The sequence below is a fragment of the Telmatobacter sp. DSM 110680 genome (assembly GCF_039994875.1).
In the GTDB taxonomy this organism is placed as follows: Bacteria; Acidobacteriota; Terriglobia; order Terriglobales; family Acidobacteriaceae; genus Telmatobacter.
In genome coordinates this window covers 2,272,591-2,290,355 of sequence record NZ_CP121196.1, presented here as the reverse complement: position 1 = coordinate 2,290,355, position 17,765 = coordinate 2,272,591, and the positions used below count along the sequence as shown (strand labels likewise).

General features: G+C 57.7%; 15 protein-coding genes. 8 read left to right on the top strand and 7 right to left on the bottom strand.

Annotated elements, in window-relative coordinates:
• Positions 1 to 63: 63 nt before the first annotated feature.
• From P8935_RS09500 to P8935_RS09485, 4 genes are all read right to left on the bottom strand, one after another.
• Positions 64 to 1,443, bottom strand: a complete 1,380-nt coding sequence (locus P8935_RS09500) for a BON domain-containing protein (protein WP_348264756.1) — start codon at positions 1,441 to 1,443, stop codon at positions 64 to 66.
• Positions 1,444 to 1,613: 170 nt separating this feature from the next.
• A complete protein-coding gene (locus P8935_RS09495) occupies positions 1,614 to 3,479 on the bottom strand; it encodes an ATP-binding protein (RefSeq protein ID WP_348264755.1) in 1,866 nt (621 codons plus the stop codon).
• Between the two features lie 105 nt (positions 3,480 to 3,584).
• Positions 3,585 to 4,589, bottom strand: a complete 1,005-nt coding sequence (locus P8935_RS09490; protein ID WP_348265323.1) for a YpdA family putative bacillithiol disulfide reductase — start codon at positions 4,587 to 4,589, stop codon at positions 3,585 to 3,587.
• A gap of 107 nt (positions 4,590 to 4,696) precedes the next feature.
• Positions 4,697 to 5,995, bottom strand: coding sequence for an MFS transporter (locus tag P8935_RS09485; protein ID WP_348264754.1), 1,299 nt, complete (start codon positions 5,993 to 5,995; stop codon positions 4,697 to 4,699).
• Positions 5,996 to 6,221: 226 nt separating this feature from the next.
• Between P8935_RS09485 and P8935_RS09480 the strand changes: the two genes are divergently transcribed.
• From P8935_RS09480 to P8935_RS09470, 3 genes are all read left to right on the top strand, one after another.
• Positions 6,222 to 6,770 (top strand): DUF488 domain-containing protein, encoded by a 549-nt coding sequence (locus P8935_RS09480; RefSeq protein WP_348264753.1) that lies wholly within the window; start codon positions 6,222 to 6,224, stop codon positions 6,768 to 6,770.
• Between the two features lie 185 nt (positions 6,771 to 6,955).
• Entirely contained in the window at positions 6,956 to 8,014 is a 1,059-nt protein-coding gene (locus tag P8935_RS09475; RefSeq protein ID WP_348264752.1) for a lysozyme inhibitor LprI family protein, read from the top strand.
• A gap of 21 nt (positions 8,015 to 8,035) precedes the next feature.
• Complete coding sequence (locus P8935_RS09470; RefSeq protein WP_348264751.1) at positions 8,036 to 9,565, top strand: fumarate hydratase; 1,530 nt, start codon at positions 8,036 to 8,038, stop codon at positions 9,563 to 9,565.
• Between the two features lie 100 nt (positions 9,566 to 9,665).
• Here the strand turns inward: P8935_RS09470 and P8935_RS09465 are convergent, their stop codons facing one another.
• Positions 9,666 to 10,412 (bottom strand): hypothetical protein, encoded by a 747-nt coding sequence (locus P8935_RS09465; protein WP_348264750.1) that lies wholly within the window; start codon positions 10,410 to 10,412, stop codon positions 9,666 to 9,668.
• 321 nt (positions 10,413 to 10,733) lie between these two features.
• Here P8935_RS09465 and P8935_RS09460 point away from each other — a divergent pair, with 321 nt between their 5' ends.
• From P8935_RS09460 to P8935_RS09440, 5 genes are all read left to right on the top strand, one after another.
• Positions 10,734 to 11,315 (top strand): cytochrome c, encoded by a 582-nt coding sequence (locus P8935_RS09460; RefSeq protein ID WP_348264749.1) that lies wholly within the window; start codon positions 10,734 to 10,736, stop codon positions 11,313 to 11,315.
• A gap of 728 nt (positions 11,316 to 12,043) precedes the next feature.
• The gene (gene mqnC / locus P8935_RS09455) at positions 12,044 to 13,105 is read left to right on the top strand and encodes a cyclic dehypoxanthinyl futalosine synthase (protein ID WP_348264748.1); all 1,062 of its coding nucleotides are present in this window, start codon (positions 12,044 to 12,046) and stop codon (positions 13,103 to 13,105) included.
• A 230-nt stretch (positions 13,106 to 13,335) separates the two neighbouring features.
• The gene (locus tag P8935_RS09450; protein WP_348264747.1) at positions 13,336 to 14,073 is read left to right on the top strand and encodes a cytochrome b/b6 domain-containing protein; all 738 of its coding nucleotides are present in this window, start codon (positions 13,336 to 13,338) and stop codon (positions 14,071 to 14,073) included.
• On the top strand, positions 14,070 to 14,828 hold the full coding sequence (locus P8935_RS09445) for a molybdopterin-dependent oxidoreductase (RefSeq protein ID WP_348264746.1): 759 nt from the start codon (positions 14,070 to 14,072) through the stop codon (positions 14,826 to 14,828). The genes P8935_RS09450 and P8935_RS09445 overlap by 4 nt, the downstream gene beginning before the upstream one ends.
• A gap of 353 nt (positions 14,829 to 15,181) precedes the next feature.
• The gene (locus P8935_RS09440; RefSeq protein WP_348264745.1) at positions 15,182 to 16,036 is read left to right on the top strand and encodes a DUF2711 family protein; all 855 of its coding nucleotides are present in this window, start codon (positions 15,182 to 15,184) and stop codon (positions 16,034 to 16,036) included.
• On the opposite strand, the gene P8935_RS09435 is transcribed toward P8935_RS09440, so the two are convergent.
• Both P8935_RS09435 and P8935_RS09430 read right to left on the bottom strand, forming a co-directional pair.
• Complete coding sequence (locus tag P8935_RS09435; protein WP_348264744.1) at positions 16,026 to 17,363, bottom strand: M56 family metallopeptidase; 1,338 nt, start codon at positions 17,361 to 17,363, stop codon at positions 16,026 to 16,028. The two genes, P8935_RS09440 and P8935_RS09435, sit on opposite strands and share 11 nt — an antisense overlap.
• Complete coding sequence (locus tag P8935_RS09430; RefSeq protein ID WP_348264743.1) at positions 17,360 to 17,740, bottom strand: BlaI/MecI/CopY family transcriptional regulator; 381 nt, start codon at positions 17,738 to 17,740, stop codon at positions 17,360 to 17,362. Before P8935_RS09430 ends, P8935_RS09435 begins: the two co-directional genes overlap by 4 nt.
• Between the last annotated feature and the right edge of the window lie 25 nt (positions 17,741 to 17,765).

The following is a 17,765-nucleotide window of genomic DNA, read 5'->3' as shown; positions in this document are numbered from 1 at the left end:
TCTTACAAACTTCGCCCAGTGTCTTACAAAATCCCGTCCGTCTCACGGGCGTCATGCAAAGCCTTACCGCCAGTAGTAGTACCCGCCCGTGAAGTAATACGGCCTGTAATACACCGGAGCATATGGGTAAGGCCGGTAAGGATATGCGTACGGCCCGCGACGATAGAGGTTCGGTCCGCCGGGATTCAAACCCTGCGCCAACCGCATCGCCTCCTGCTGCGACACTGGCTCGACCGTAATCGGAGTCGCCAGATGGAAGCTCACCAGCGCCTCTGCCGGAATCCATACTCCTGGACCCGAAGAAGCTGCCGATGCCGCTGCCCCTGTGCCACCACCGGCCACTGCGCCCACCGCTGCTCCCTCTCCTCCGCCAATCGCGCCGCCAATAATCGCGCCGATCAGCGCTCCACCCACAACGTTGCCAGCAGAGCGACCGCCCTTGCCCGGTCCCTTGACCTTGAACATGTCGGACTGCAGCGGATAGCTCTGCCCCATCAGATCCAGCGACGTCAGTTCCAGCGCCAGTTCGTTGCTGCCGGTCAGCGAACCTTTTTCAGAGCGCTTGACTTCAGCAATAACGCCGTGCACCGTCGCACCACGCGGAATCGCCAGCACCCCACCGAACGTTACATCCTGAATCACCGTGAACTGGATCGGCTCGCCATCCTTGGCGCGCTTGCTGTTCACCGGTTCATTCGTCCGCACCTGGATCAAAGTTCCCTGCGGAATGGTGACCGGTCCCCGCGGCAATGAATAACGCGGCGGAGGCGGAGCCTGCGCATAGTCAGGACGCTGTCCATATCCCGGAGGGGGTGCCTGCTGCCCATATCCCGGAGGCGGCCCAGCCTGTCCGTACCCTGGAGGAGGCGGCGCCTGCTGCCCATATCCCGGCTGATTCTGTCCGTAAGCCGGAGGCTGCTGTTGCCCGTAAGCGGGCTGCTGTTGCTGATTCTGATCGCCCCAGTTCGGCGGCGGAGCCTGATTGATGCTCGGCGCACCCTGATCAGGGCCCGGATTCTGGTTGTAATTGGGATTCTGCCCGTTGTCCTGCGGAGGTGCCGCCTGGGCGTCCGCCATGCCGTTGCTCGGGTCGTTCGCTGGAGCACCCTGTGCGTTGGCGTCATCCGCGGGATTTCCGACCTTCAGATTATTGTGGACCTTGCTCACGCCAGGAACTGTCTTCGCGATCGACTCGGCCAGTTGTTTCGAGGAGTCACTCGACACCGTCCCCGAGAGAGTCACCTCGCTTTGAATCGTAGCCGCCGTGATCAGATCGTTCTTCAGTGCCTGCGATCCATCCAGTGCGTGCACTACGTCCATCTCGATCTGTCCATCGCTGCGCGGCGCGCTGGACGGTGCGGCGTCCTGGGCCAGCGCCATCGCGCCCGCCAAAGCAATCACTCCAACCGAGGAAAATATCCTTAATATCAAAGGCTTGTTCATGGTTTTAATCTCCCGCATGCGTGCCTGCGACGTTTTGATGCCGTTGCTAAGTTTGACGGTTTTTAGACACTCCCGTCATCGTTACTAACCCCAGCCCAAGGCAAAAGTTCCGCTCGATGGTAACGGAACTCATCGAAATCCCCTGCCGGGAGTGGCTGATTCCCGGCATTTTAAGCTTCGGAAGTAGCCCCTTCAACCAGTTGCGCCCCGCTCGTCAGCACCTCGTTGTCGGGAAAGAAGATGTGGAATACCGTCCCCGAGGAGTTGCCAGCTCTACTGCGCACCGCAATGATTCCATGATGCTTCAGGATGATCTCGTGACTCACCCATAGTCCAAGGCCCGTCCCTGTCGCCCCCTTGGTCGTAAAGAATGCCTCAAAAAGGTGCGCGCGCACTTCCGGCGCCATGCCGCTACCGGTGTCGGCAATCGTGAAGCGCACTCCTTCGCGCTCAGGATGCACCCAGTCCCGCGAACGTCGGGCGCTCACAATTAGCCTGCCGCCGCCTGCCATTGCATCCATCGCGTTGCTCACAAAGTTTGAAAACACCTGGCGGAGCTCGCCCGCAAAACAAAAGAGATCGAGGTTCGGATCATAGCGCCGATCCAGACTCACGCCCAGCGTAGCCAGCCTCGCGATGTACATATCCAGAACCGAGTCCAGCAACTCCTCCATGCTCGCGCGTGCCGGAAGCGTCGATTGCCGGTAAAAACGCAGCGTCTGTTGCGTGATCTCCGACATGCGATGCACTTCCCGCTCCGCAATCGTGACGTAATTCAATGCGCTTTCATCCAGCTTGCAGAATCTGCGCAGCAGGTACAACAAGTTCGTAATCGCTTCCAGGGGATTGTTGATCTCATGCGCGATCGAAGCGGCAAGGCGTCCCGTCGCGGCCAGCTTCTCAGTGCGGCGCAACGCATCTTCGCTTCGCTTTCTTTCGCTCACATCCGTCACAATCGCGCCTACCCAGCGAACCTTTTCGGCGCTCGGTCGAACCGGGTAGGCGGTCATCAGCCACGTCCAGGTTCCGCCTCCATCGTTGCGTTGTCCTGTAACCTCGAGATCATGCACTGTCGCTTCCGTCTCAAGCACGTGGCGTACAGCATCCTCCAGCCGCTTGGCAGTCGGCTCCGGCAACAGTTCCGGCAACATGCGCCCCAGATGCCGGCTCAGCGCCACCCCTGTCATCTTCGCGAAAACTTCGTTCACCCGCACAATCCGCGATTGCCGATCAAAGAACACCAGTCCGATCGGCGCGTTGGCCAGCATCGAATCCAGAAGCGAAAGCGTATCGTTCAAGCCAGAACGTTGTTCCTCGAGCGAAGCTACCATCCGGTTGAAGGCCTGGATTAAATCTCCAAACTCGTTATCCACCTTCACAGGCAGCGGAAACTGCGCCCTTGTCGCAGGTCCCTCCATCAGCGCCCGGGTTCCCCCCTGCAATACTCCCAATGGCCTGGAAATGGAACGCGACAATAGCAGCACCAGCAGCGCCGAAGCGCCGATCCAGATAAGACCGAACGAAAACGAACTGCGCAAGACCGTGTCGAGTATTTCGTTGTCCCAGGATCGATCCGTCTCAACCCACGCGTAGCCGCGAAGAGCGTCACCCACGTAAATCGCTTTCACACCTTCAAAGCGATTCTTGCCGAACGAGAAAACCAGAGGCTCGTGCTTGATTACCTGGGCTATCTGCGCCTTCTCTGCAGGCTCCAGTGCAGATTCGGGCCGCTCTATTCCGCTGACGAAAAGAATGTTGCCGGCCGCATCCGTAATCTTGGCACCCGCCACGCTGGGCGCTTCGCCCATCATGCGCAAGGAAGCAAGCACAAGTTCAGGGTGCTGTTGCCGATAGGCCTCTTCCGCCTGCAGAGCCACCGACGTTGCCTGGTGCGTCAGCCGCTCCAGCGCGCGCTTGCGTATCTCTTGTCCCTCGATCTTCACGAGGACAATTGCAAACAGAGCGACAGATAAGACCTCGAGCAGCATCAGCCATAGAATCAGCTGCCATCGGACGGTCCGTGGCCACCAGCGCATCAGATAGACCTCAAACTTGGGGAAAACTGTTGTTACCAAGTTTAACGGAAGTCACCCGGATTGTGGTTACGCCCGCGGGTACATTAGTTCCTCAACCGCAGCAACCTATTTACCCAATAAAGCTTGAGCAATCTGGCCGCCGTGGAACCTCCCGTTTTCAATAAAGATCTCATTCGTCCGTGATCCTGCCACGATCACACCTGCCAGAAATATCCCCGGCACATTGCTCTCCAGCGTCTCCGCATTGCAAACCGGCAATCTGTCCGGACCCACAAAACGGACCCCCATGCTCTCAAGAAAATTGAAGTCGGGATGATACCCCGTCATGGCAAAGACAAAATCATTCTTGATACTCTTGAGTCCCTCGCGGGTCTTCAGCACCACCGCGTCCTGCGTGATCTCAACTACGTCGGTATTGAAGTACGCTTCAATCTCGCCGTTCTTGATGCGATTCTCAATGTCGGGCTTGATCCAGTACTTCACATGCCGATGCATCCCTTCATGCCGATGCACCAGCGTTACCCGAGCTCCGCTACGCCACAATTCCAGCGCCGCAATCGCGGAGGAATTCTTTCCGCCAATCACCACCACATCCATATCGAAATACGGATGCGGATCGTTGTAATAATGAAAAACCTTGCTCAGAGACTCACCCGGAATGCACATCAGATTCGGCAGGTCGTAGTACCCCGTTGAGACGATCAACTTCCGCGCCCGCAACGCGCCAGTCCGCCCAAAGCGATCCTCCGTCCGCACCGTGAATTCACCGTCCTCGCCCATCACACGCTCCACGCGTTCATATTGCCGCACGTCCAGCTTGTAATGAGCGGCCACCAGACGGTAATACTGCAGCGCCTCATTGCGAGTCGGCTTCGGATTCGGACTGGGAAACGGAATCCCGCCAATCTCCAGCAATTCAGGCGTAGTGAAGAACGTCATGTGCGATGGATAGTGAAACAGAGAATTGCAGATGCATCCCTTGTCCACCAACGCTACCGTGAAGCCGGCCTTCTGTACTTCGATGGCGCACGCCAGCCCCGTCGGCCCAGCGCCGATCACCAGAACATCAAAAAACGTGTCCGCTGCTTTGGCCGCATCGCGCACCAGCATCGAAGAGGGTTTTGCATCCGGAACAGAATCCGCAGGATAATCCACCATACCTTTAGCTTAGGACATGTAGCCAAAGATCATTGCAGGCGCGAAGCACTCACCCCCACTTATTCCACCGTCACCCCAAGGTCATCCCCGCTCGTCTCGCGAATCATCAGCAACCCCACAAACGACACAACAGCCGATGCTGTCAGGTAGTACCCCACAAACGGAAGCCCGTATTTATTTGCCAGCCACGTCGCGATGTATGGCGCCAGCGATGCACCTAGAATCCCCGCCATACTGAATGCCAGGGACGATCCCGTATATCGCACCGAGGTGGGAAACAACTCTGACACCACCGTTCCCAAAGGCCCATACGTAACTCCCATCAGCGCCAGTCCCAGCACCATCATCGTCAGCGCACCGTGAGGTCCTGCAGAAAATAGTCGCGCCATAAATAAGCCAAACACCGCGATCAACGCCGACACCACAAACATCACCGGCCTTCGCCCCCGTTCCGCCAACCACGCTGACAGTGGAATCGTCAGCCCGAAAAACACCACTCCAATCAGTTGCAAGACCAGAAAATTTGCCCGGTTGTAATGCAGCGCCGTCGTCCCCCACGACAGCGCAAACACTGTCATCAGGTAAAACAAAACAAACGTCGCCATGCACACCATAATTCCTGCAATCACTTGCTTCGTGTGCAGCCGAAACACCGTCGCAATGGGAACCTCCACCGGCTTTGCCCGCTTCAATGCAGCAGCAAACACTGGCGTCTCCGTGATCGACAGCCGCACGTAAAGACCCAGCAACACCAGCACAGCGCTGGCCAGAAACGGCAGCCTCCATCCAAATGCGAAAAACTGTGTGTCCGTCAGCCATCGCGAAAGCACAAGGAAAATCCCGCCCGAAAGCAGAAAACCCAGAGGAGCCCCGAGTTGCGGAAACATCCCATAGAGTGCGCGCTTGTTCGCTGGAGCATTCTCCACCGCCAGCAAAATCGCTCCACCCCACTCCCCGCCAAGCCCGATTCCCTGCCCGAACCGGCATAGCGCCAACAATAACGGTGCCACCAATCCAATTGACTTATACGACGGCAACATCCCAATCACGAACGTTGAAATACCCATCGTCAACAACGCCAGCACCAGCGTTCGCTTACGCCCGATGCGATCTCCGAAGTGTCCAAAAAGCGCGGACCCGATCGGCCGCGCCACAAACGCAATCGCAAATGTAGCCAGCGATGCCAGCACCGACGACGCCGGATCCGTCGCAGGAAAGAACAGCCGCGGAAATACCAGCACCGCCGCCGTTGCATAGATGTAGAAATCAAAAAACTCGACAGCAGTCCCCACCAGGCTCGCAAACAAAACCTGTCGCGGCGTATTGATGCGCTTTTTCTGTACGGGGGAAGAGCTCATTCGGCTTGTTGCATTCTAGCCGACCCCAAGCCCGTCATCTTGAGCCAAGCCGCAGGAGTAACTTTTCCCCTTGGCATCAATCCGCAAGATCCTGGGTGCCTGGGTACCCCATTCATGACGCGGTTTCGTCGCGTCATGAGTGGGAAAGCACAAAAGCGAGACAAAGCACCCGTAATCCTGAGCGCAGTCGACGGACCTGCTCAACAACTCGCAGTACGATAAGGCTGTGGCGCTCAACGTCCTCTTCACCATCGGCCACTCCACCCACTCCATCGAAGAGTTCATCGCATTGCTGAACTCGCACAACGTACAGCATCTCGTCGATGTCCGCTCCATCCCCAAATCCCGCCACGTTCCGCAATTCAACACCGACGAACTCGCGTCCTCGCTTCACGCCGCCAACATCGACTACACGCATCTCAAGTCCCTCGGAGGCCGCCGCTCCACCCGCAAGAACTCCATCAACACCGGCTGGCGCAACGCATCCTTCCGCGGTTACGCCGACTATATGGCGACTCCGCAATTCGCCGAAGGCCTCGCCGCCCTCACCGAAATCGCAAGCACCTCTCCCACCGCCATCATGTGCGCCGAAGCCGTCCCCTGGCGCTGCCACCGCTCCCTAATCGCAGACGCCATGATGCTTAACGGCTGGCAGGTTCGCGACATCCTCACCGCCGCCCCCGCCAAAGAGCATAAGCTTACGCCCTTCCTCAAAGTCATCAAAGGACAACCCACCTACCCCAATCCAGACGAATCCGGCGCGCTGTTCGATTAGCCCCAAAAGAGGATTTCAATAACAGCCTGTCAACTTGAGCGAAAGTCACTTCGACCGAATGCGAAAGATCTGCGGTTACCCTTTCTTCCGCACCCTGCGAACCACTGACTAGGCACAATCCTCTCCGCTATCCTTTCCACATGAAACCCCGGCCAATTTGGTTTGCACTGCTGTTAGCCTGCTCAATGCCCGTCGCTATTGCTCAACCGGAAAATGCCGATGACTCGACGCAAGCCAAGTGCAGGCAATACCTCCAGACTCCGCTACCAGTTGAAGCCACTACTGTCACAGCGCCTGCGAAATGGCCCGACTGCAACTCTTACAAGCTCTACTCTGGCGTCGGTACCAAAATCGACTACGCCGCCGCTCGTCAGTGCGCATGGTCCGAGCGCCTGGCTCAACAAGCCAATCTGGAGCCGAGATATACGATCGCGAGTGTATTTGGCGGCTCCGCGATGCTCTCAGTTCTATACGCTAACAGCGAAGGCGTTTCGCAAAACCTCACGCTGGCGCAGAAATTCGTCTGTGAAGCTGGCGGAGCTCCTGCCGAGATCAAATATCGACTAGATCACGTCGCCTCGCTCAAAAAGAATGCTTCTGCCAAGGCGAAGTTTGATTTTTGCGATGACATAACTAGCGGATTCATGGGAGGTTTTTGCGCCGCGCGCGGCAGTGAGTTTCAGGACCAGAAACGATCAACCATTCTGAAAGAGATCGCCGCTCCATTCACTCTGGAACAAAAGGAGCTTTTCGAAACACTTCGAAAAGCGGAGGCAGCGTATGCGGAAGCTCACGCGAGAGGCGAGATCGACTTGAGCGGCACCGCGCGAGCCATGTTTCAGATCGATGCGGAAGACACTCTACGAGATGACTTCATCGAAGCATTGCGGACATTCGAATCCGGCAAGTACCCGAAGATATCTGCTCAGGATTTTCAATATGCCGACGCTCGGCTCAACTCCGAGTATCGCAAAGCTCTGACCGATGCCGAGCAGCACAAGTCCGAATACGGCGCGGTCCAACCCGACGGAATTCGCAATGCTGAACGCGCATGGCTGAAGTATCGAAACGCATGGCTCGCATTTGCCAAACTTCGATATCCTACCGTTCCAGACCAGGCATGGCTACTTCTCCTCACCACTAATCGGATCTCGGTACTCGACGGATCGTTTTGCGATATGGATGCCGTGGAACCCCCTTGTGCGCCGCAGGGCGACACATGGAAACCCCGTCCTTTACCCTAGAAGGTTCGAGGAGCTTCACCCATGACCGTCATCCGCCAGGAAGATTTCATCCGCACCGTCGCCGGCGCCCTCCAATACATCAGCTACTATCACCCCACCGACTACATCACCAGCCTGACGAAGGCCTACGAGCGCGAGCAATCCCACGCGGCCAAGGACGCCATGGCGCAGATCCTTATCAACAGCCGCATGTGCGCCGAGGGCCACCGCCCCATCTGCCAGGACACAGGCATCGTCAACGTCTTCGTCAAGGTCGGCATGGAGGTCCGCTTCGAAGGTCCCGACGGCGGACCGCCCACCCTCGACTTGCAGGGCATGTCCGACGAAGGCGTCCGCCGCGCCTATCTCGACCCTGACAACAAGCTTCGCGCCTCACTACTCGCCGACCCCGCCGGATCCCGCAAGAACACCAAAGACAACACACCCGCCACCGTCAACGTCGAGCTCGTCAAAGGCAACAAGGTCGACATCACCGTAGCCGCCAAGGGCGGAGGCTCCGAGGCCAAAAGCAAATTCGTCATGCTCAACCCCTCTGATTCCGTTGTCGAGTGGGTACTCAAAACGATCCCTACCATGGGCGCCGGATGGTGTCCTCCCGGCATGCTCGGCATCGGCATCGGCGGCACCGCAGAAAAAGCCATGCTCCTCGCCAAGCAAGCCCTCATGGACGACATCGACATTCAGGACCTCATTGACCGCGGCCCTAAAACGACAGCAGAAAAACTTCGCGTCGAACTATATGACAAGGTGAACCGCCTCGGCATCGGCGCGCAGGGCCTCGGCGGCCTCACCACGGTCCTCGACGTCAAAATCCTCGACACCCCGACACACGCCGCCAACCTGCCCGTCGCCATGATTCCCAACTGCGCCGCCACCCGCCACGCGCACGTTGTCCTCGACGGCTCAGGCCCCGCCTACCTCGATCCGCCATCGCTCGACCTCTGGCCCAAACTCACCTATGACGTCTCCCGGGCAAAGCGAGTGAATCTCGACGGCATCACCCGCGCCGAAGCCGACACATGGAAGCCCGGTGAAGTTCTGCTGCTCAACGGCAAACTCCTCACCGGCCGCGATGCCGCTCACAAGCGGATGACCGACATGCTCAGCCGCGGCGAAAAACTCCCCGTCGATTTCAAAGATCGCTTCATCTACTACGTCGGCCCCGTCGATCCGGTCCGCGAAGAAGTCATCGGCCCTGCCGGCCCCACCACCGCCACCCGCATGGACAAGTTCACTCGCCAGATGCTCGCCGAAACCGGTCTGCTTGGTATGGTCGGCAAAGCCGAGCGCGGTCCCACCGCCATCGATGCCATCAAAGAGTTCGGAGCAGTCTATTTAATGGCCGTCGGCGGAGCCGCCTACCTCGTCTCGAAAGCCATCATCAGCGCGCGCCAGTTGGCCTTCGAAGACCTCGGCATGGAAGGCATCTATGAATTCGAAGTCAAAGACATGCCCGTAACCGTCGCCGTCGACTCCAAAGGCACTAGCGTCCACAACACCGGCCCAGCAGAGTGGCAACAACGCATCGCCAACATCCCGATATTGCAGTGACGAGTGAACAGTGAGCAGCAAAATCAAAACGGCTCACCATTAAGGTGAGCCGTTGCTCGTTACTCCCTATTCCCTGGACCCTATTCCTTGGCTCCTGCTTCTACTGCCTTCCAAACCGGTAAACAAATCCATACGTTGCCCCGAAATCATTCTGCAGCGTCGATCCAAACCCCGTCGCCATATATTCAGGCGCCAGCCGTAGCGAGAAACTCGGCGTAATATTCACTTCACCAATCACGCTGGCATTCAACGCATACGTCGTTCCGTCCGGATAGAGGCCCAGCACTGCCGTCCCGAATCCATTCGTGTCGGCGGCAAAATTACTCATCGCAACGCCGCCCTTGACGCTTCCCGCGATCGAATACCGTGGTCGCATCTTGAATCGATAAGTCGGCCCTACCAGCACGTCATAGTGGCTAATCGCCGGACGCGTCAGCGACGTTGAATTCAAACCAACAAACGCCGTCCCATAATTGCCGCGGCCCTCAAAGGTCAGCCCCAGCTTCTCGCTCCAGTACCGTGTCACCGCCACATCCCACGAGTACATCGTCGTCCGCTGCAATGTCGGTCCTGGCGTAAACCGCTGATATCCGGCCCCTACAAATACCTCATACAAATGCGCGTATGTATCGTGAATGGCCTGCGCGCGACGCGCTTCACGGCGCGCCTTGATCCGCGCTTGTACCGTAACCGGACCTTGCTGGTTAGGAACAGCAGCGGGTGCCTGAGGCGGCGTCTGATCTTGCGTAGGAGTACTGCTGCTGGAATCCGGGCTCTGCGCCAAAGCACCGAAAGAAACAAGCGAAATAACCGCCATAACTACCAAAAAACGGCGAAAAGAAAACATCGTTCTTGACTTACCTCCAACTGCGGGGTCCCCGCGGACACACCTTCATCCATGGGTTAAACACATTCCGGAGCCGAGCACACCCCTACCGTCAATTATCGCAAACCAAAGACGCCCGGTCCTAAGCGTTCCTGAGAAGGTGCCAGAATCGCTCAGAATCAAACACAACCACCCTAGGCGACGCGCTTATTCACTCGCTGCCTCGTGAAACGCCGAATATCTGTTGCGCGGTGCTGTCATCCATTGGACGCAGGCCAACTCTTTTTGCCTCGCCCCAGGGCCCATGCAATACGATGAAAACGACGGAGGCTGCACCCACTTATGCGATTCCTGCTCGGATTCATCATCGGCATTGTCCTGGTCCCGCTCGTCGGACTTGCTTACCTTATGTATGGCAATGTACCCGTCGCCGTCTCCGATCCCCCATTCCCGCATGAAGCTCAAATCGTTCACATGCCGCTCAACGCGCGCATTCAAAAGGAACAGGTTGGCACTCACATGCAGCCCGACCAGACCAACCTCACCGCCGGAGCCCATATCTACGTCGACCGCTGCGCCTTCTGCCATGGTCAACACAACAAGCCTGCCGCCATCGGCGCCCACATGTATCCCGACGCGCCGTCTTTGCTTGAACCCCACCACAACAATCCTGATGTAGTCGGCGTCAGCGACGATCCGCCCAGCGAAACCTACTGGAAGGTCCTCAACGGTATTCGCCTCACCGGCATGCCCTCCTTCAAAACGCAGCTCAGCGACGACGAGATGTGGCAGGTAAGCATCTTCCTGGCCAACGCCAACAAACCCATGCCCCCCGCCGTCCTCGATATCCTCAACCGCGCCCCCGCTCCGCCAGCCGAAGCCCGCCCCCACGTCCCCACTCCAGAAACCCCGGCCCCGCAATAAAGCTCCGATGGCTGATCGAGAATGGAGGGAGAGTCGGCCCTAAGGATCTGCATTTCCACGGCCTCAATCCACTCATCCCTCTGTCATCCTGAGCGGAGCGGCCTGGGCCACCGTGAAGGACTCGGTCGTTCATGGGTTAAGAGGAGCCGAAGGACCTGCTCTTACCTCCGCGTCAAGCAGATCATCACGCACCTGAAAGCACGGAGCGAGATATCCTTAAGACGTCCCGGAAAGGCATTTTAATGAGTCTGTCAGATTCGCTCCGTAAAGGCTTTCGTTTCTTTCTCATGAGCTTTGGCATTTCCAGCCCCAATAAAAAACCTGCCCAGAAGCCTGCCCAGAAGCCAAATTCCAGCCGATAGCCGCAAGATTTCCGCGTCCGTCAGCGCATCTCGCAACTCCAATAAACTGGGGCACCAAACTGGAACTCAATCCAACATGAGCAACGAATCGAAAAAAGGAACCCTCCGAGCTTTCTGGGACTGGTTCGTCCTCTTCAGCGGAATCTCCACCGCATCGAACCTCTCCCGTACCCGCCGCGACCCCATTCAGAAACGAGGCTTCTTCCTTTTCCGCAAATCAAAACGAAGCTAATGCTCCCTCTCTATCTGGCTTTCTTTTCCCATGGATGAACGTCTTCACACTGACCACTGACCACTGACCACTGACCACTGACCACTGACCACTTACCACTTACCACTGACCACTGACCACTGTAAACTGTCTATATGTCGCTGACCCGCCCACAAGCCCTCGATTACTTCAACTCCCCTGACCTCATCGGGCTGGGCTTCGAGGCCGACGCCGTCCGTCGCCGCCTTCACCCCGAAGGCGTAGTCACCTACATCATCGATCGCAACATCAACTACACCAACTTTTGTACCGAGTACTGCACGTTCTGCGCGTTCTACCGTCCCCTCCCCAAAGAAGGCAAAAATATCCCTCGCGCCGACGAGGGCTACATCCTCGACTTCGAGAAAATCTACGAGAAGATCGCCGAGACTGAAGAAATGGGCGGCACCGGCGTCCTAATGCAGGGTGGCCTTCACCCCGATTTAAAAATCGACTGGTTCGAACGCCTCTTCACCGGCATCAAGCAGCGCTTCCCAAAAATCTGGCTTCACTGCCTCAGCGCCTCTGAAATCCTGGCGATCGCCGAATACAGCGAACTCGATCTGCGCACCACGATCTCCCGTCTCCGCGATGCCGGCCTCGACTCCATCCCCGGCGGAGGCGCCGAAATCCTCGACGACGACGTCCGCAAGCGCATCGCCCGCCTCAAATGCCGCACCGCCGACTGGGTAGCCGTCCATCGCACGGCCCATCAGCTCGGCATGCGTACCACCGCCACCATGATGTTCGGCGTCGGCGAAACCTTCGACCAGCGCATCAACCACTTTGAAGTCGTCCGTCAGCTTCAGGAAGAGACCGGCGGATTCACGGCATTCATCCCCTGGAGCTTCCAGCCCAACAACACCGCCCTCGGCGGCCGCGGCTGGGAAGAAGCCACCTCTGTCGAATACCTCAAGGTCCTCGCCATCGCGCGCCTCTACCTCGACAACATCGAGAACGTACAAGCAAGCTGGGTCACGCAAGGCCTCAAGGTCCTCGAGTTAGGCCTCCACTTCGGCGGCAACGACGTAGGCTCCGTCATGCTCGAAGAGAACGTGGTCAAGGCCGCAGGCACCAGCAACTGCACCACGGAAGAAGAACTCCGCCGCATCATCCGCGACGCCGGCTTCAAACCCGTCCAGCGCGACACCCTCTACCGCACCATGTTCCTCAATTAGAGCAAACGCTTGCGCCTGTACTCGCGTTCATCATCCAAGTCTCGCCTTCCTTGCTTGTCATCCTGAACGAAGCGTCTTGGGGCCCTATGGGCACGGTTCATGGGGTTAGCGGAGTGAAGGATCTGCTTTTCCCACGCATCAATCCGCAACAGGGTGGTTGTTCTGGCCAAGAGTCTAAGTACACGAAAATTCCGGAGTCATCCGCGCCTGCATTGTGCTATTCTCCCCGCGTGTCAGTCACTTCCTCACCCCAATTGCAAGCGACACAGCGGCATACTGCGCTTGTTCGCATCACCCACTGGATCACCGTCATATCGTTCCTGGCTCTGCTCATCACCGGCGGTGAGATCGTAATCTCGCACCCGCGCTTTTACTGGGGTGAAACCGGCAACTCCGGCACCACTCCGCTCTTCAAGATTCCCATTCCGTCCTCGCGCGACACCGTTCCCTCTGGCTACAACTACGTGATGCCCGACCAGAATGGCTGGAGCCGATATCTCCACTTCCAAGCCGCATGGCTCCTGGTGATCACCGGAGTCATCTATGTGATCGCCGGTCTCCTCACCCGACACTTCCGCAAAAACCTCTTCCCCGCGCCTGCCGACCGAAGTTGGAGCGCCTTCACAAAAGTCTTCGCAAAAACTTTCCGTCGGGCGCCACCCGATCCGGCAGAGAGCCGCGCGTACAACGTCGTCCAGCGCATCTCCTATCTGGTCGTCATCTTCATTCTTTTCCCACTCGTCATCTGGACCGGTCTCGCCTTGTCGCCCGCCTTCGACTCTGCCGTCCCGGCCACCGTCAACCTTCTCGGAGGCCGCCAATCCGCGCGCACTCTTCACTTCTTCGTTACTGATCTTCTAGTTCTCTTCCTCATCGTCCATGTTGCGATGATCATTCTCGCCGGATTTCGGAGTCGCATGCGCGCGATGATTACTGGTCGCGCCGACGCCCCATCGGAGCGCCCATGAGCAACATCTCTCGCCGCAAACTCATCACCACCGGCGTTGCCGCAACCGCAGGCATCGCCGGCCTAGCTGCCGCCTCCCACATAGCTCGACGCTATGGCCTCATTCCGCCAGACGGCGGTGGCATCTACGGTCCCGGAGAAACCCTCACCTATGCCGCCCAGCGCGTCCTGACCCGTCATTCCCTGGCCCGCGAATTCCCGCGCAGCATGATCTCCGAGAAACCTTTCGGCAACGAAGTCGCTCCTCCCAGCGATGACTTCAAGCGTCACCAGGCCACCGGTTTTTCTGATTGGAAGCTGTCCGTCGACGGCATGGTCGCGCATCCGACATCGTTTTCGATGTCCGATCTCAAGGCTCTCCCCGTCCACAACCAGATCACCGAAGTGGCCTGCGAAGAAGGCTGGTCCTACGTCGCCGAATGGATCGGAACGCCGCTGCACAACGTGCTAGACGCAGTCGGTGTGTTGCCGCAGGCGCGATACGTTGTCTACTTCTCCATCCAGCCTGACTGGTGGGAAAGCGTCGATATGGCTGATGCTACGCATCCCCAAACCTTCCTGACCATGGGCATGAACGACGGCGAACTCCCCGTGCAGTTCGGCGGCCCTCTCCGCCTGCGCGTGCCCCGCCAGCTAGGCTACAAGAGCGTGAAATACATCACGCACATCACCGCAACCGATTCACTCAAGAAATTCGGAAAAGGCTTGGGTTCCGCGTCCCCAGAAGGTGGCTACGCCTGGTACGCCGGCATCTAAGCCAACAACGGTCAACAGCCTCCGTCATCAATCCGCACAATCTTGGGTGCCCCATCCATGACGCAGTTTCATCGTGTCATGGGTGGGAAAGCACAGCCCCTCCCCCGTCATCCCGAGCGAAGCCGAAGGATCCGCTTTTCACTCGCCATCAATCCGCACGATCTTGGGTGCCCCATCCATGACGCAGTTTCATCGCGGCATGGGTGGGAAAGCAAAAACCCTAGCCCGTCATCCTGAGCGGAGTTGTCAGTTAGCATCAATCCGCTCTATACGCTGTCATCCTGAGCGAAGCGGCTTGGGGCCCCTAAAACAATTTCATTGTTTTAGGGGGTAAGCGTAGCGAAGGACCTGCTTTGTTCCCAACAATCCACACGACCCTGTCTACCCAGATCACGACCCTGCAGTCCATCACATTCCAGTTCGGCAGCCCCTTGCTATCCTGTCGCGTGCAATACGAAGACTTCACCTATCCCAACTACGGCGTCCCGCTCGTCGAGGCCTACGACGGACGATTCGAATCCGCCTTCATCCTGCTTCACCCCTTCATTCACGTCCCCGCGGCCCTCTCATGGAGCGTCACGAGCCATTATCCGAACGACGTGCAAATCCTCGAGCACGCAACAAAATTTCCCTGGGCGCAAGTATCAGCGAAAACCGGCCTCGGCTCCTGCGCCCGCATCAATCAGGCTCTACTCACTTCAATCGGCTCTCTCGCAGATCCTCTCGCCGACCCAAGCGCGAGCAACACTCTTCAGTCGTTCCTGGAAAATCACCCAGTATGGATGCCCACCGAAGGACGCTTCGAGCCACTTCTGCAATCCGACATACTGCAGGTCTTTTCTCAAGCTGAAGTTGACGAACTAATTTTCGTTCCCGAATTCCCGCACGCCGATCCCATCGTGAATCTGCCGATCGCCGACCTCAAAACCGGCAACATCCCATTCCCAACCAGCGGAACACTCCTCGCTCCCGATGCCAGTTTTCTCTTCACCGTAGACTGGGACAGCTTCTTCACTCTCTTCTACGGCTCTCGCGCTTTTATTGCCCGCGCCGCGCAATCGTTGAACCTTGAGGGCTTCTTTGCCACTGCCAACACCGATCACGCATGGTTCAACTACTCGATGGGCTGCGCCACAGTCACCCTCTCGCCCGAAGACTGGCAAACCGACCCAGTCTCCGGGCGTGTGATCTCAGCCGTTACTTCTTGAGTGAATAAATGACGCTGATCTTCGTTTCGACTTCCACCGGGGCGCCATTCACAAGGTAGGGCTTGTAAACCCATTGCCGCACGGCGTCCAGAGCCGATTGCTGAAGCTTACTGGGACCGGAGATGACCTTCAGATTCTCCACGTGTCCGTCCTTCCCGATCACCGCCTTCAGCACCACGGCCCCTTGGATGCGCGCCGACTTTGCCTCCGGCGGATAGGTCGGAGGGACCTTAGTCATCACACGCTCCTGCATCTTTTCCGGCGAAATCGAAGTCGGTATGCTTTTCGATAAATCGCTCGACGACGCAGAATCCTGCTCTGCTCCGAACCCCAGCGCCACCGCCGATGTCGCCGTCGCCACTCCGAGCGCAAAGCATGCGCCGAGCGAAACCAACAGACGCAGTCGTCCGATCTCCTTTTTCTTCTCAGTAAGTCTCATAAGTCTCCTCTCGAGTGTGTTGGCATCGAAAACTCCGATGGCGTGGGGAATCCTGACAGGGCCGCCTTGCAACAGCAAAGTTGCCAGCCGTAAAAGCGATTGCGCGTACTCCTGATTTCCAGACATTCCTGCGGCCATTTCGTCGCAGACCATCTCGCGCGTCTCCGTAATTCGTTGACGCGTGAGCCAGAGACACGGATGGTAGCTCACCGGCAATGCCAGAACTTCATATGTCAGGTTCTTCAGAAAATCGTTGCGCCGGATATGCGCAAATTCATGGGCGATGGCGGTTTCAAGGTCCCGGTCCCGCATACGATTCATCATTCCCGCTGGCAGCACAACGTATTTCCGCGCAACCCCTAACGTCACCGGCGAAAATATCTCCCTAGAACTGACCAACGAAATCGGCCTGTTGATGCCGAATCGGCTTGACCACCGCGCGCGCAACAGCGCATCCTCGCCGGTGAGTTCCAATGGTTCAGTCCCGCGCATCAAAACCCATAGGCGCGCGCATTGCCACATCAACCGAGCCATGAAGAAGACCGTCAACAGCACATACGCCACAGACAGCGCAGTAATCAACAGCGGCGGCACCCGTAAGGCGGCAAAACCGGAGCCCGGCCCCACTTGCACCGCCACCTGTGCGTCTACAGGCGAAGCAACCAGCGCATGCCACCGCCATGCAATGTGAATCCGCTGCCACGGAAAAATCGATACCGCCGGCAGCACACTCTCCAGCAGCAACGCCCCCACCCATACGCGATGCTCCGCCGCCGATCCAGCCGCCCTCATCAAACGGGCAGCGACCCAAGCCGCTGCAAACAGCAATGGCGCCTGCCATAGCGAATTCAAAACGTAATCAGTTAGCACGGATGCAAACCCGCTCATTTCGCGCCCTCCTTCTCTTTGCTGAATTGCTCAGTCAATTTCGCCAGCCGCTTCGCATCGATCTGCCGGCTCTTCAACAAACTCATCACCAATTCTTCGCTTGACCCTCCAAACATGCGGTCAATCAAATCACCCAGGCTCTGCCCCAGCGCCTTCTCTTCGCTCACCTTCGCCGAATACACGAAAGCACGCCCCTCCAGTTCGCGCTGCAACTTACCTTTCCTCTCCAGAATGTTGAGAACTGTCTGCACCGTTGTATAGGCAAGCGGAGGCCGCATCTCGGCTTGCACCGCACTCACCGTGCTGTTGCCGCGCTTCCAGATCACCTGCATGATCTTCAATTCCAGCCTCGTCAGCCCTGCTTTCTTCAGGCTCATCCTCGCGACCTCCTATATTTTTAGG

Coding starts and splice junctions, on each gene's coding strand:
- P8935_RS09500 (WP_348264756.1), bottom strand. CDS start 1,443: ATGAACAAGCCTTTGATATTAAGGATATTTTCCTCGGTTGGAGTGATT.
- P8935_RS09495 (WP_348264755.1), bottom strand. CDS start 3,479: ATGCGCTGGTGGCCACGGACCGTCCGATGGCAGCTGATTCTATGGCTG.
- P8935_RS09490 (WP_348265323.1), bottom strand. CDS start 4,589: ATGCTGGTGCGCGATGCGGCCAAAGCAGCGGACACGTTTTTTGATGTT.
- P8935_RS09485 (WP_348264754.1), bottom strand. CDS start 5,995: ATGAGCTCTTCCCCCGTACAGAAAAAGCGCATCAATACGCCGCGACAG.
- P8935_RS09475 (WP_348264752.1), top strand. CDS start 6,956: ATGCCCGTCGCTATTGCTCAACCGGAAAATGCCGATGACTCGACGCAA.
- P8935_RS09470 (WP_348264751.1), top strand. CDS start 8,036: ATGACCGTCATCCGCCAGGAAGATTTCATCCGCACCGTCGCCGGCGCC.
- P8935_RS09465 (WP_348264750.1), bottom strand. CDS start 10,412: ATGTTTTCTTTTCGCCGTTTTTTGGTAGTTATGGCGGTTATTTCGCTT.
- P8935_RS09460 (WP_348264749.1), top strand. CDS start 10,734: ATGCGATTCCTGCTCGGATTCATCATCGGCATTGTCCTGGTCCCGCTC.
- mqnC (WP_348264748.1), top strand. CDS start 12,044: ATGTCGCTGACCCGCCCACAAGCCCTCGATTACTTCAACTCCCCTGAC.
- P8935_RS09445 (WP_348264746.1), top strand. CDS start 14,070: ATGAGCAACATCTCTCGCCGCAAACTCATCACCACCGGCGTTGCCGCA.
- P8935_RS09435 (WP_348264744.1), bottom strand. CDS start 17,363: ATGAGCGGGTTTGCATCCGTGCTAACTGATTACGTTTTGAATTCGCTA.
- P8935_RS09430 (WP_348264743.1), bottom strand. CDS start 17,740: ATGAGCCTGAAGAAAGCAGGGCTGACGAGGCTGGAATTGAAGATCATG.